At 39.5% G+C, this 15851-nt stretch carries 10 protein-coding genes; 7 read left to right on the forward strand and 3 right to left on the reverse strand.

Going from position 1 to position 15851, the window contains the following annotated elements; genetic code table 11:
• Positions 1-54: 54 nt before the first annotated feature.
• The 3 genes from gpmI (at position 55) to J3U68_RS05990 (ending at position 4572) form a co-directional block, all read left to right on the forward strand.
• Positions 55-1578: a 2,3-bisphosphoglycerate-independent phosphoglycerate mutase gene (gene gpmI / locus J3U68_RS05980; RefSeq protein ID WP_267375474.1), complete on the forward strand. Its 1524-nt coding sequence runs from the start codon at positions 55-57 to the stop codon at positions 1576-1578.
• Complete coding sequence (locus J3U68_RS05985) at positions 1578-2912, forward strand: murein hydrolase activator EnvC family protein (protein ID WP_267375475.1); 1335 nt, start codon at positions 1578-1580, stop codon at positions 2910-2912. The genes gpmI and J3U68_RS05985 overlap by 1 nt, the downstream gene beginning before the upstream one ends.
• Positions 2913-3045: 133 nt before the next feature.
• The gene (locus tag J3U68_RS05990) at positions 3046-4572 is read left to right on the forward strand and encodes a S41 family peptidase (protein WP_267375476.1); all 1527 of its coding nucleotides are present in this window, start codon (positions 3046-3048) and stop codon (positions 4570-4572) included.
• Positions 4573-4749: 177 nt separating this feature from the next.
• On the opposite strand, the gene ppsA is transcribed toward J3U68_RS05990, so the two are convergent.
• Positions 4750-7140, reverse strand: coding sequence for a phosphoenolpyruvate synthase (gene ppsA / locus J3U68_RS05995; protein WP_267375477.1), 2391 nt, complete (start codon positions 7138-7140; stop codon positions 4750-4752).
• 406 nt (positions 7141-7546) lie between these two features.
• Here ppsA and J3U68_RS06000 point away from each other — a divergent pair, with 406 nt between their 5' ends.
• Positions 7547-8368, forward strand: a complete 822-nt coding sequence (locus J3U68_RS06000; protein WP_267375478.1) for a pyruvate, water dikinase regulatory protein — start codon at positions 7547-7549, stop codon at positions 8366-8368.
• A 381-nt stretch (positions 8369-8749) separates the two neighbouring features.
• On the opposite strand, the gene J3U68_RS06005 is transcribed toward J3U68_RS06000, so the two are convergent.
• Entirely contained in the window at positions 8750-9181 is a 432-nt protein-coding gene (locus J3U68_RS06005; protein WP_267375479.1) for a hypothetical protein, read from the reverse strand.
• Between the two features lie 884 nt (positions 9182-10065).
• On the opposite strand from J3U68_RS06005, the gene J3U68_RS06010 reads away from it, so the two are divergent.
• On the forward strand, positions 10066-10575 hold the full coding sequence (locus J3U68_RS06010) for a hypothetical protein (protein WP_267375480.1): 510 nt from the start codon (positions 10066-10068) through the stop codon (positions 10573-10575).
• A gap of 869 nt (positions 10576-11444) precedes the next feature.
• Positions 11445-12776 carry a glutamine synthetase family protein gene (locus J3U68_RS06015; protein WP_267375481.1) on the forward strand — a complete coding sequence of 444 codons (1332 nt, stop codon included), beginning with the start codon at positions 11445-11447 and terminating at the stop codon, positions 12774-12776.
• A 115-nt stretch (positions 12777-12891) separates the two neighbouring features.
• Here J3U68_RS06015 and J3U68_RS06020 read toward each other — a convergent pair whose 3' ends face one another.
• On the reverse strand, positions 12892-13602 hold the full coding sequence (locus tag J3U68_RS06020) for a class I SAM-dependent methyltransferase (RefSeq protein ID WP_267375483.1): 711 nt from the start codon (positions 13600-13602) through the stop codon (positions 12892-12894).
• 160 nt (positions 13603-13762) lie between these two features.
• On the opposite strand from J3U68_RS06020, the gene J3U68_RS06025 reads away from it, so the two are divergent.
• Positions 13763-15835, forward strand: a complete 2073-nt coding sequence (locus J3U68_RS06025; protein ID WP_267375484.1) for a LysM peptidoglycan-binding domain-containing protein — start codon at positions 13763-13765, stop codon at positions 15833-15835.
• Positions 15836-15851: the final 16 nt, after the last annotated feature.

Here is a 15851-nt window from a genome sequence, read left to right on the forward strand (position 1 = left end):
GCGTACTACAATCAATCTTGGCTACAATCTTATTCATTTGCAGAAAGGCATGTTGTGTCCTTAACCAAACCAATTGTACTTCTTATTCTTGATGGCTTTGGTCATCGTACTGATGGTCATGACAATGCTGTACTGCTGGCACATACACCACACATTGATCAATACATAAAACAATACGCTGCTGGAACCATTGATGCTTCGGAACGAATGGTTGGGTTACCTATTGGACAATTTGGCAACTCCGAAGTGGGTCACCTGAATATCGGAGCAGGTCGCATTGTACCGCAGGATATTACACGAATCGATATGGCCATTGAGGATCATTCCTTATTACAAAATCCGGCATTGAAACAAGCCTGGCAGACGCCAAACAAGACGGTGCACTTGTTAGGATTATTTTCAGATGGAGGTGTACACAGCCATATTGACCACCTATTTGCCATCATGGATGCGGCTTTAGCAGCTGGCATGGAAAAAATTGTTATCCACCCTTTTCTCGATGGTAGAGATACCCCTCCACAAAGTGCCCTCGCCTATCTGCAAAGATTAGAAGATTATATGCAACAACATCCACAGGTTCTTTGCGGTGCCATAACCGGACGCTTTTACGCCATGGATCGGGATAATCGCTGGGATCGGGTTGAACAGGCTTACAACGCCCTATTTGGTGATTGTCACTATCGAGCCAATTCTCCCGTTGCTGCTCTAAAAGAAGCTTATGCTCGTCAAGAAACGGATGAATTTGTTCAGCCAACTTTAACTAATTCCCAAGCAATATTACAAGATGGTGATGCGATTCTGTTTTTAAATTTCCGTGCCGACCGAGCGCGCGAACTTACACAAGCATTAACTTTTGACGATTTTCATGGATTCGAACGTAAACATCGCATCCACATAGGCTATTTTGCTAGCATTACCAACTACGGAGCTCAATTTCCCAACCCGGTTGTGTTCGATCGCCAGACAATTAGCAATGGTTTGGGCGAGTTTTTGGCAGCACAAGGCTTGAGCCAACTACGTATTGCTGAAACTGAAAAATACCCACATGTAACCTACTTTTTTAGTGGTGGTAGAGAAGAACCCTATATTGGTGAAGAGCGCATCATGATTTCTTCACCCAAAGTAACCACATATGACTTGCAGCCAGAAATGAGCGCAGTAGGAATTACCGAAAGCATCATCGATAGCCTGGTTAATCATCGTCATGATGTTATTATCTGTAACTTTGCCAATGGAGATATGGTAGGACATACTGGCTCTTTACCCGCGGCCATCGAAGCAGTAGAAACGTTAGATACTTGCGTAGCTCGCGTGGTGGACACAGCTTTATCCGTAGGTGGTGAAGTCATCATTACTGCTGATCACGGCAATTGCGAACATATGTATGATGATCAGAACCAGCAACCTCACACTCAGCACACTACCGAACCCGTCCCATTTATTTATATAGGTCGACCCGCCTCAATCGAATCAGGCGGTGCTTTAAAAGATGTGGCACCTTCCTTATTAACTGCATTGGGACTGACGCCACCGGCGGAAATGACTGGTCATAACTTAATCAAATTCGACAAACCATAATGAAACCAACTATTCGGCTAAGCCTGATTTTACTGCCTCTGATCAGCTTTTCCGCTTTGGCGGCCAAACCAGCTGCATCACCACCTTCCAATATTGATTTAAAAAAAGTACATCAAGCTATTTCTGCTGCTCAGATTCAAATTAGTAAGACGGCTACAGAGCAGAAAAAAATAGATGCGTCGATAACCCAAACCAGTCAACAACTCAAGCAGGCAAAAAAAGAGCTGGAACAGATAATAAAAGAGCAACAGCTGAGCATTAAACAATACCAGACTTTACAAAACAACCTCGACAAAACGCAAACTCGAATCGCAGAAACCAAAACCCAAATAGGTAGACTACTTAATGCCCATTATCGCAATAAACAACCTAACAGCGTCTATGTTTGGTTGAAAAAAGACAGCATTGATCAAAAGGGTCGATCACTGCAATACATACGATACCTCAATGCAGCCAATGAACAAGTCATCCAGCGACTACGGCAGCAACAGACCAATCTAGAAATGCAGCAAAAAGCGTTGACAAATCAGCGTCAACAGTTAGCATCTTTGCAGCAAAAACAACAACAGATTGTAAAAAAACTCCATAATCAGCATAACCAGCAACAAAATCAATTTAGTCAACTGGATCAACAGCTCTCTGTACAAAATAAACAACTGCAAACCCTTAAAGCAGACGAAAAACGCCTCAATAATCTTTTGAGTCGATTATCCGCTCAATCGACTACTCGGCGAACTAACCAAACCCAAGGTAAAAACACAACTAAACAACCCAGTATCCAGAGCAAACCCAAAATTCAAGTTGTCGTCAGCGCCGGCTCTGACGTCACTACCAACGCGGGTAACCCTCCTGATCCTGATAATACTTCAACAGAAAACAGAAATTATTCGCTCACTTCTGAAGATATGGCATTACAAGCCACTGAAACCAATCAACCAAAAAGAGCAGCAGGATTGGCGCAGAAACAAGGTCGCTTACCCCGTCCGGTTAATGGCACCATTTCAGGAAAATTTGGCGAACAAAGACCCAATGGCGGCACATGGAAAGGCTTGTTTTTTTCCACTCCATCGTCCGCTGTTCGCAGTATCGCTAACGGTCAGGTGGTGTACGCAGCATTCTTGCAAGGCTATGGCAATACCGTCATTCTGGATCATGGTGAAGGATATTTAAGCATTTATACCGGCTTAGCTTCCATCAACGTATCCGCTGGAAAAACAATTAATGCTGGTCAGAATATTGGAATAAGTGGTAAATTGCCTGATGGATTGAGTGGATTATATTTTGAAATTCGCTATCATAATCAAGCCATGAATCCATTATCATGGATAGTTTGAAAATAATAAAGATGGATTACGTATTTCAAATATTCAGGTAAAATTAACTTTCTCAGAAATTTACACAATTATCTCGCTGATAATTTTTTAAAATATTAATTCTTTGTTGTTATCAGAAAGAGCATGAACAATAATGGCTAAATCAACTTTTAAAAAAGTAGTCTTGTATACCTTAGGCGCCTTTAGTGGAGCCCTTTTGACCATCAGCTTACAAGGCTATGCCAATGACAAAAAAGCAGATGCTTTACCCCTTCAATCATTGCACACCATGGCAGAAGTCTATGGTCAAATCAAAGCCAATTATGTTGAGGGCAAAACAGATGATAATATTCTGGAAGGCGCCATCAAAGGGATGGTCAACAATCTCGACCCGCACTCAGAATACTTAACCATTAATGATTTCTCAGACTTAAAAGAAAGTACCTCTGGAGAATTTGGTGGATTAGGTATGGAAATCAGTGCTGAAGACGGTTTAATTAAAATTGTGGCACCGATTGAAGATACACCGGCTGATCGTGCAGGTCTGAAAAGCGGAGACTATATCGTTAAAATTGAAAACGAATCCACTCGCAACATGACTGCCACTGAAGCAGTGAAAAAAATGCGCGGGAAACCCGGCACCAGCATTACCTTAACATTAGCACGCAAAGATCAGCCACAACCTATTGTTGTGCATCTTACCCGCGCCATTATTAAAGTAAAAAGCGTGCGCTTTAAACTAATAGAACCTGATTACGGATATGTCCGCATTACGCAATTTCAGGAACATACAGTTAGCTTATTAGCCAATGCACTGAAAGAACTAAGAAAACAGAACAAACAACCACTTAAGGGCATTGTACTTGATTTGCGCGATGATCCTGGAGGTTTATTAAATAGTGCTGTGGGTGTTTCCTCAGCCTTTTTACAACCAGGTGTTAAAGTTGTCAGCACTAAAAATCGTGATAAGCAAGAAGGGATGGTTTTAAGAGCTGTTCCTAGTGATTACGTTATGAAAGGTAATGATCCACTGGATAATATACCTGAAGAATTAAAAACCATACCGATAACCATCTTAATTAACTCAGGTACAGCTTCGGCTTCAGAAATTGTTTCCGGCGCATTACAAGATTATAAGCGCGCGGTTATTGTTGGTACACAAAGCTTTGGTAAGGGTTCAGTGCAATCCGTGATTCCACTATCTAATGGTGGAGCCGTAAAATTAACGACTGCTCTGTATTACACTCCGAATGACCGTTCAATTCAAGCAAAAGGTATTGTACCGGATGTAGAAGTGAAAGATAAAAACCGGCAATTTGAAAGTCGTGAAGCCGATTTGGGTGGTCACCTAAGTAATCCTTTGGGGGGTAAAGAGGTGAAAAGTGAAACCCATATTACCGAAAAATCATCCCTTTATAACGAAGATGAAGTAAAACCAACGGACAAATCTTCTGAGCAAATACAGAAAAATGCTGAGACAAATCCTAAAGACAAGAAAAAGGAAGAAGAAGATTGGTTAGCACGACGCGAGCCCAATCCAGCCAAAGATGCTCAGCTTAAAGCCGCTTTAGATCTGGTTAAGAATCCAACTAAATGGAATCAATCCTTGGGGTTGGCCGCCAATAAGGCAGCTAAAGAAGAGGATAAAAAACCAAAACAAGAGAAAAAATCCAAAAAATAATTGGATTTTAAAAAGAACAGATAGTTAAACTATCTGTTCTTTTTTATCTGCATTTAATGTACGAAATCCATTTTACCGAATCTGCTTAGAGATTCAGATTTTACCTGCAAATTCAAATCACTTTACTATGACAAAAAAAAAGCTGCTACCCAAGTAGCAGCTTTTTTTACGGATACATTATTGCTGATTAAGCTCGTTAGCCAAATACAGCCAAGTTTCGATGACGGTATCAGGATTGAGAGAAATCGTTTCAATGCCTTCCTCAATGAGCCATTTAGCGAAATCGGCATGGTCTGATGGTCCTTGACCACAAATACCAATGTATTTATCCAGTTTGCGGCATGCCTTAATAGCCAAACTAAACATCACTTTAACTGCTGGATCTCGCTCATCAAAAGTACTGGCTATTGGACCACCACTATCGCGATCCACCCCCAGCGTTAACTGAGTCATATCATTTGAGCCAATTGAGAAGCCATCAAAATATTTCAGGAATTGTTCCGCTAACACAGCATTAGTTGGTAGCTCACACATCATGATCAAACGCAAACCATTTTTACCACGTTCAAGACCATTATCCTTTAATGCACGAACCACAGCTTCAGCTTCTTTCAAAGTACGCACAAATGGAATCATAATTTCCACATTGGTTAGCCCCATCTCATCACGCACATATTTTAGTGCCTGACATTCTAGTGCAAAGCAATCCTTAAACTCTTCAGAAACATATCGTGCCGCACCACGGAAGCCCAGCATTGGATTTTCTTCATGTGGCTCGTACTTATTACCACCCAACAGATTGGCATATTCGTTTGATTTAAAATCAGACATACGCACAATCACTTTTTTCGGATAAACTGAAGCAGCAAGTGTGGCTACACCTTCGGCGATTTTATCTACATAAAAGCTGACAGGTGACTGATACCCAGCGATACGATCGGTAATTTCCGCCTTCATTGCGTCATCTTGCTGGTCAAATTCCAGTAGTGCGCGTGGATGAATACCAATCTGACGATTAATAATAAACTCCATACGCGCCAAACCAATACCATAACCGGGCAAATTGGAAAAACTAAATGCCAACTCAGGATTACCCACATTCATCATAATTTTAGCGGGGGCTTCAGGCATATTATCCAGAGGGATATCAGTGATATCTACTTTCAACAAACCTTCATATACATAACCGGTATCGCCTTCAGCACAAGAAACGGTGACATCAATGCCATCTTGCAAAGACGAGGTTGCATTGCCTGTACCTACCACTGCCGGAATACCCAACTCACGCGCAATAATCGCTGCATGGCATGTACGTCCACCACGATTGGTAATAATCGCGGAAGCTCGTTTCATCACTGGTTCCCAATCTGGGTCAGTCATATCCGTGACTAACACATCGCCGGGTAAAACCTTATGCATTTCATCAACATTTTTAACCAGTCTAACTTTGCCCTGACCAACTTTCTGTCCAATCGCGCGACCTTCCACCAAAACGGCAGATTTTTCGTTGATTTGATAACGTCGTAAAACTCGGTTGGATTTTTCTTGCGATTTAACCGTTTCTGGACGTGCCTGCAAAATATAGAGCTTACCGTCCTGCCCATCACGGCCCCACTCGATATCCATCGCGCGACCATAATGTTCTTCAATAGTTAAAGCATACTTAGCTAATTCAGTAATTTCTTCTTCAGAAATGGAAAATTTCTTGCGATCTGCAACATCAACATCCACTGTCTGCACTGATTTACCGGCCTGAGCAGCATCAGTAAATACCATCTTAATGAGCTTAGAACCCATGGTTTTGCGCAAAATAGCTGGGCGACCTGCACGCAAAGTTGGTTTATGCACATAAAACTCATCTGGATTTACCGCACCTTGAACCACAGTTTCACCCAAGCCATAGGAAGAAGTAATGAATACCACCTGATCAAAACCAGATTCTGTATCCATGGTAAACATAACCCCAGACGCACCCTCATCAGAGCGAACCATCCGTTGTACACCAGCAGATAAAGCCACGGCTTCATGCGCAAAATTTTTGTGCACACGATATGAAATTGCCCGATCATTGTATAAAGAAGCAAAGACATGGTGCATTGCTTCTTTAACATTTTCTAACCCACTGATATTTAGAAAGGTTTCCTGCTGACCGGCAAATGAAGCATCCGGTAAATCTTCTGCTGTGGCCGAAGAGCGAACTGCAACAGAGATATGATCTGTACCCGCATCAGCCACCATTTTTTCCCATGCAGTCTGAATATCCGCATCCAATTCAGGTGGAAATGGAGTTTCCATAATCCATTGACGAATTTGCTTACCTACACGAGCCAATTCCGCCACATTATCAACATCCAGTGCATTTAACTCTTGATTAATCCGTTCACTTAACCCCTCATAAGCTAGAAACTTGCGGTAAGCTTCCGCAGTGGTGGCAAAACCACCAGGAACACGTACCCCTTTTTCCGTTAATTGCGAAATCATTTCGCCGAGAGAAGCATTTTTACCACCAACGCTTTCAACGTCAGTCATGCGTAAATTTTCAAACCAGATTACATTTTTGCCGTTCATTTTGGGCATCCAGTGCATAGAGATAGCTGTTGAAGACAACCTATTTTAACGGCTCACATATAGAATGTCATGCATTTTCCCCTTACAAAAACTTGCCTATTCTTGATAACCATTGTTAAACAATATTAATAATTCGTTATGAGCAATTAACTACTAACATGAAATTATGCAAAATACACAATATCAAACCATATATTTTATATTCTTTACTTTTTAACCTATTTAATACCGCCAAAACTACATTTTTTTGATTTATATTGTTTAATTTACATAAAAAAACTCATCTTTATTTTTGCAACAGAAAAAAATTAATTTTTCAATAAAAAATGAATAAACTTCTTATTGTGGACTAACTTCATTTACAATTACTCCTTTGCTCCTAAACAATGACCACCTTCTTAATGCCATGAAACCAGTTCGCCATGTTTTTTTTATCTCCGATCGCACCGGTATAACTGCCGAAAGTATGGGATTAGCCTTAATCAATCAATTTGACAATATCGATTTCAAAAGAGCAACTTATCCATTTGTCGACACCATCACCAAAGCGGAAGAAATTGTTAGCCTAATCAATCGCTCGGCCACACACAGCGATGTGCGCCCATTGGTCTTTTCCAGTATCGTGGATGAAAATATACGTGAATTGATCAAGACCAGTGCCGGCTTACACATGAGTTTTTACGATGCGTTCATTGGCGAGCTCGAACATGAACTTGGTACCAAAGCCAACCACTCTATTGGTCGTACCCATGGTATGCACGATACTGAAAAATATGACAAAAGAATGGATGCCATTAATTTCGCTTTGAATAACGATGATGGTATTACCGATCGCGAACTACAACATGCTGACGTGATATTAATGGGTGTCTCTCGCAGTGGTAAAACCCCTACTTGCCTATATCTGGCACTACAATATGGTATCCGTGCAGCCAACTACCCTTTAATACCTGAGGATTTAGAAAGTAGCGATCTGCCACGCATGGTCAAACCCTTTAAATCCAAGCTGTATGGTTTAACCATCGACGCGGATAGACTGCACCATATACGCTCTGAAAGACGTCCAGATTCACGTTATGCCAGCAAAGACAATTGCCGGCATGAAATTTTGACAGCAGAAGATATGTACCGACGTTTTAATATTCCCTTTACTAATACGACGCACAAATCAATTGAAGAATTGGCCGCCAGTATTATCCTTGCTGCCAAATTGCACCGGCGTATTTAATGATATTAACTTCTTAACTTTAATATGTCGTGTTAGCAAAACACTGCGCCTAGAGGTAAATCTGCGGTAAGCTTGACGCTAAATTGTAGTTAGATATATTTTTAAATGCTACTTTTGATTGAAAAGAATTATCTTTAGCTTTAATTATGCCTGAGTAAGCCAATTTTATTTGATTAACTTTTCGCGAAATCCACTAGTTAAATCTACCAAAGAAATAGTCGAATTAATGGTAGAACATGCTAATAAGCTTAATTGGCATATTCAAACTTATCAATTTATAGTTGTTCTACTTAACCGCCTTGCCCAAAGAGAAGCTGAAGTAGATAAAGCAAAAAAAAGCAATATCAACCCTCGAAGAAAGTTTTGCTTTGTAGTCAATAGTTATATTCTTGTGCAATGCATCAAGATTTTAGTTTTTTCCTTATCTTCTGACTTATCCTGCGTTTTCGAGGACTCATAAATTGATTTAAACTCATTGTTTGTTATGTACTCAAGCTTGCGAAATCCGTCTATTTTCCTATCACCTATAGAATAGTTAAAACCTCCGTTCAATTCTTTGAAATCCTGTATTATTTCACCATCGCTATCGGTAAATTCTACAAAAAGCTGGTCATCTTTTTTTAGATATTTAACGAATAAAACTGCTTGACCAACTTGGGGGGCATAATCTTGGTCTATACCATTCCTCATTTTAGCAATTTGGTAGTCAATATCACATTCCCACTCCCCAATTAGCATGTCTTCGGTTACTTTCTTTTCTTCACAGCCGGTTAAAACAAACCCAATTAATCCTAGCAATATAACTCTCTTCACAATATCTCCTAAAATTTTATATTTGCTAATGTTGTGAGTTTTAATATTTCATATCCATGATAATTTAGACGAATATTAGTCGACATTGACAAAGCGCGTTCCTTGTCGCCTGAATGACTGCTCATCTCATTAACTACTTGCTGTTATGCTTCTTTCACTGCTGTCCTGATCATTTTATTTTCGTGATCTATTGATCGTTTACTCACTTCAACTCCACTTGCTAAGTTTTATGGAGCAAAATTTCATTGTATTTTGATTTTAACCTTAATTAGAATTGATTTGACGGTTGCTGCATACTCGTCTGTTTTGCCTGATATTCAATACAGCTTGCCATCTGTCATCCCTATTTCTGGCTTGCCACCCTCATCGAAACGGTACATTGAATTGGCATCTATTAGCCACACATTTTACCAGCACCAGCAATAGTCGCTGCTTTGGCCAGATGCCGTCGTGTAAGCTGAAGCTCCCATCATTGGCTGCTGCGCCATTTGTAACGATTGATGCCTGCACCCCGGCTAAGGTGTCAAAGCGGTTGTTAATGCTGCTGCATATAACTATCTTGCTAATGGAAACCACTCAGAGCTTTTATGCTTGACTTTTTAAAAAGTGAATGTTCAGTATGATTTGACTAATGCTTTTTCTGGAATGCGTGGATTCTTTGATCGCTATTTATACAATGTATAATCTACTTTTCCTGTTTGATCTAAGGGAAATAAACAAATTCGTTAGTTTCTGCAAATTGTTCATCAGCCCCTATCACTATCCATGCTTATCACTTTGGACATTAATTGAGAATTATAATGCTAGTGCTCCATTAAGTGAACAGATTAAAAATAATTACGAAACTATTACTAAGTTTGAATTAAAAAAAGTGGAGTTGTAATATGAATTTAAAAAATAATATAATAGAAGTTAAAGCCTATAATTATAAAATAATACAAAAATATATTTTATATAGTATCCCGATTCTTATATTAGGTATTTACATATCTAGTTTGTTAAGTTCCAAAATTATACTTTGGGGCAATATGTTGATTTTTGGAACTATTTATTGGGGAGTTATAGAACTAGTTCAAAAAAAAGAAGTAGCTATATTTTTAAATGATATGGAATTAAAGATAGAAGATGAAAAGATACCATGTTCGGTTATAGAACATTATTATCTAACTAAGGTAACCAATGAATTATTAGGATTAAGAGTAAAAACTAAAGAAAATAAGATGTATATATACTTTACCGATTTAGAAAACAAAAAGTTATTAATGAAATATTTTAATTCTAATAATGTAATAGAGAAAAAGAGAGTAATTGATAATTATATTAGATTATTTAGTGTTGTGATTTTTATTTTAGTTATTTTACTCTTATTTTCAATGATGTTAATTCTGATATAACAATATTATTTTATAAAAGCTATGAGTAAAGTTTATATACCCAAAGATACCTATCCAGTTAGCACGTAATAGAACTCTTTTAATTTTATTTTTTGACGAAGAAAATTTTCCAGATCGTTTTTAGTTATTCAAATGTATAATTCTCTGTTAAATTCATTGTTATTTATCTTTCACAACATAATTTATAAATACTTGATTGTAAAATTTAATTTTACTCAACAAAACACACCAATAAAATTCTTATAATCTTGTTGGCTAGGATTAATTTAAGCGTATTTATTATTTATACTTAATTGGAAAACCGTAATCCTATCTTTAATAACTCAGCAAGAAAACACATATTGATAAACCTAGACTATTTGAAGTTAAGTTATTTTGATTTGTAGCAGCCCAAGCCTTATCGGCACTTGATGCGACCGCCTTCATCGCTGCATTTAACCCATTTTTTTCAGGTCAACTTACGCTAACCAGGGGATAGATCTAACGGCATAACTATATTTACCTCCGCGAACCTTTTCCCGCCACTTGCCTGACGATCTTAACGGATTAAGGCTTATGGCATCATGGCAAGCAGGCAGATGATGAATGCCAGAAACATAATACGAAATGGTTATCAAAATTCAGAGAAAATTTCGAAAATAGATCTAAGTTAGTAAAATGATTCATTATTTTGATTGAATTTTACCTATTCCTGCACCTCAATCTTTTCTTACAGTTATATAGTATTCTGAAATTAAAGTCATTTTAGAATTTCGCCACATTTTTAATTGTTGTTGTTATTTAATTGTTCAGTTCATTGTCTCTTCTATTGGTAGCTACTTAGATAATGATTGAATTGGCTAGGCCATAAAGGAAATATTGGGTGAATTATGTATGAAGATATATTTAACTGGCTTAAAGATCGCGGCATTACAGAAGTTGAATGTATTCTCCCAGATATTACCGGCGTGGCACGTGGCAAGATTATTCCTAAAGATAAATTTATCTCTGAACCAGAAATGCGCTTACCGGAAGCGGTATTGTTGCAAACAGTGACTGGTGAATATCCGCAATCTTCTCTGCTGGATACCACCGATGCAGATATGGAGTTGAAACCAGACTCTTCTACTATCCGCTTTGTCCCTTGGGCTCAGGATCCAACAGCATCAATCATTTTTGATTGTTATTCCCCACAAGCTTTACCGATTGAAACCGCACCAAGGAATGTTCTTAAGCGTGTGTTGAAACGCTTTGAAAATTTAGAATTAGAACCGATTATCGCTCCGGAAATGGAGTTTTATTTAATTTCGCCAAATCCTGATCCAGATGTGCCTTTAAAACCTCCGGTGGGTCGTACAGGCAGGATCGAATTTGGCCGGCGCTCCTATGCAGTGGATGCGGTCAATGAGTTCGATCCGTTGTTTGAAGAAATTTATGATCATTGTCATGCACAAAATTTAGAAGTGGATACCCTGATTCATGAAATTGGTGCAGCCCAGATGGAAATTAATTTTTTGCATGGTCATGCATTAGATTTGGCTGATCAGGTATTTTTATTCAAACGTACAGTCCGGGAGTCGGCATTTCATCATAATATGTATGCAACTTTTATGGCCAAACCAATGGAATGTGAACCAGGCAGTGCGATGCATATTCATCAGAGTTTGCGCAGGGCCAACGGTCAGAATGCTTTTAGTAATGCTGATGGTTCACCATCCGATCTGTTTTTTTATTTTATCGGTGGGCTCCAAAAATATTTACCGCAAACGATGCCTTTTTTTGCTCCCTATGTTAATTCTTTTCGCCGTTTAACCCGCTATACTGCTGCCCCGACCAATGTGGAATGGGGATATGACAATCGCACGGTTGGTTTAAGGGTTCCTCGTGCTGCTGGTCAATCCAGACGTATTGAGAATCGTCTTGCGGGGGTAGATGTCAATCCTTATCTGGCCTTTGCCTGCTCTCTGGCCTGTGGGTATTTGGGTATTAAAGAACAAATCACCCCCAATTCACCTATGAATACCAGTGCTTACGCTTTACCCTATCAATTTCCCACAACGGTAGAAGAATCGATCGAGCGTTTACGCCAATGCGAACCCATTTATGATTTATTAGGCGAACGATTTGTAGAACTGTATATTGCGGTTAAAGAACAAGAGGTATCGGAATATTTTCGTGTTATTAGTCCGTGGGAACGGAAGTATTTATTACTTCATGTGTGATTGCTCAATATTGAAAAAACATCTCTGCACATGTCAATAATCTTATAGCAATAATCTATGCTCAATATCATGGTTTACAAAGTTTGGGATAAACAGGGTTTGAATAAAGCAATAGTTATTGATCTTGAGCACATAAGGGCACGGCTTTAACGCCAAGAATATTGGTTGCCAATCGACTTTTGGCCTGATCTGGAATCAATGTTAGCGGGATATCGCGTTTAACCAATACCAGACCATATACAGCAGCCAAATGTGGCCACCATCGGTTTCCCATCAGTTCAATGGTTTGATGATTTTTACTGTAACAGCCAGGTAAACCATAACCTAAGAATTGACCTTCTGTTAGAAAAAGATGATGTTTTTGCATTAGAGAGGCTACCTGAGCAGCAGATCTGGGCTGCCAATTATGTAGATTGGACTGACGGCGGTAAAAAAAACGCCAATAACCCCTACTGTTCAGTCCGGTTAATAGCAAAGATCCCCCTGGCACCAAGATTCTGGTTACTTCTCGTAACACATCCTCTGCGTTGATCAGTTCATCCAGTCCATGAGGCCAAATCAAGGTATCTATACTTTGATCCCTCCATGGCAAAGCGTGGACATCGGCAATCACTGTCGTGTATTCAGTATTAGAATGATGTTGAATAATATATTGGGATTCAGTAGCGAAGATCTGTTTGAATTGCCAGGAAGTGAAGCCGACCTGTAGGATGGTACCAAAACGCAGATTAGTTAATTTTTGTTGTAAAAATTGTTGCTCCAATTCAGAAATATAATTTCCGAAAGCATTCTTGGCTAACCAGTTTTGCACACCGCACAAGAGCATGTGAAACCTCACTTTCAGTTGCTTCTGATACCAATCAATATTGTATCTGTCATTTTATTATATTTTCATGATTACTGTAAAAATAGATATTTATCCTTGACCACGAGCGCCATCATATTTAAAATTAAGAGGATTTTGCACAAATTTTACGGTAAATCGAATGGCTAAACTGAAGCATATGGTACTGGCAATATCCAGTTTGGTGATAGCTCCAAACTTATCTTTTGCCCAATCTTACACCAGCAATGGTATTGGATTGGCAATGATGAATTTGAAAGCAACCACACTTAAAGGCAAGGCTAGTTCATCTCATGATATCTGGGCGCGTATTCGCCAAGATTTTCGTATGACTGAAGTCAACCCAGAAATAATCCGCAAACATGAGTCTTATTATTCCACTCATAGTGCTTATTTCAATCGTACGGTTGTGCGCAGTCAACCTTATCTCTTTCATATTGTTAATGAAGCTGAAAAACGTCAAATGCCTGCAGAAGTGGCTTTGTTGCCATTTATTGAAAGTGCCTTTGTAAACAAGGCCAAATCTCCGGTAGGCGCTTCTGGTTTATGGCAATTTATGCCTAAAAGTGGACGACAATATGGGCTGGAACAAACCAATCTGTATGACGGACGACATGACGTCTATGCAGCAACTGATGCAGCCTTGACCTATCTACAATACCTGTATGGTTTGTTTGGTGACTGGTCTCTGGCACTGGCTGCATACAATTGGGGCGAAGGCAATGTAGGCAAAGCGGTCAAACGAGCACAACTGGCTGGTTTGGATCCAACCTATGAAAATTTGCGCATGCCTAACGAAACACGCAATTACGTACCAAAATTATTGGCTGTTCGTAATATCATTGATAATCCAAAGGCTTTTGGTATAGATTTGGTTTCTGTACCAAACCGTCCTTATTTTGAAGCCGTCACTATCGATCAACCCATCGACATCGATACAGCTGCGCGCCTGGCTAATATTTCAACTTCTGAATTTTTAACCTTGAACCCAAGTTTCAAGAGTCCGGTTTTCATACCTAAAGAAAACCGTAAAATGCTGTTGCCGATTACTGCGGTAAATACTTTCGAACGCAATTATCGTAAAGCCGATAAAAACACTTTGGTTTCATGGAATATTTATAAAGCTTATTCCAACACCAATATTGCAGATTTGGCAGCTAAATCTGGAATGAGCACGGCTGAAATTAAACGTTTGAACAACCTGACGTCAAATACTGTGCCTGCTGGACGCAGCTTGCTTTTGAGCAAAAATGCTGTCAATGCTCAAGGTCTGGATTCATTTAAAAACAGTGACGATGATCCATTGCTGAATATTGCGATGTCACAGCCAGTATTACCTGCCGGTACCTTTGCTACTCGTAGTAACACCAATACAACTACAGTACAAACCACTACTGTAGCGGTTAATAACACTGCTCCAGTGGCACCTGTTGTTGTGGAAACGAATCGTGATCGCTTAGCTGTTAATCAAACAGTGGTTGTCGCAAATAGCAATAGCTTAGCTTCTAAGCAAGGTGTAGCAGTGGTGAACAATACCATTACTGTGGCCAATAACGACACTGTTAAGTTGAACCAACCGGTAGAAAATTCCGCTAATGATAAGTTGATGAATGTAGCTTTGAGCAAATCTCAGGACAGCAGTACTGTTGAGATTACTGCTCCGGTAGGTTCGAATGATGATGCATTGATGGCGCTAGTTAACACCGATGATCTGCAAAAAACAGCTGCGGCATCTGTGCAGCGGGTACTTTCGCAGACTGACCGTGAAGAAGCACAAGCTATACGGGTTGCTGATACACGAAGTGTTAAAAATACTTCACGCGCACCAATTAATGTTGCAGAAAACCGCAAGGAAGTTCATAAAGTTGTGGCTGGAGATAGCTTATTCACCATTGCACAGCGCTATCATGTCAATGTCGCTGATCTGGTTACTGCTAACAACTTACGCGGTCACAACATTCAAGTGGGTCAGGTATTAAACATTAAGGGTGGTAGCAACAATAAAGGTGCTCGCTTTGTTACCGTTGCTGGCAAAGGCAGTAAGTCTAAACCAACCGCTGCCAAAGCCACCATTCCAGCCACTTATACAGTAAAAAAAGGTGACACGTTAACCAGCATTGCCAAAAGCCTGAAAATTCCGGTGAGCAAATTGCAAAAAGTTCACGGTAAACAGGTACTGCGTCCGGGTCAGAAACTTAAAATAACTGGTTTATAACCGGATCAAATTGATT

It is taken from the genome of Snodgrassella sp. B3882, assembly GCF_026535915.1.
Taxonomy (GTDB): Bacteria; Pseudomonadota; Gammaproteobacteria; order Burkholderiales; family Neisseriaceae; genus Snodgrassella.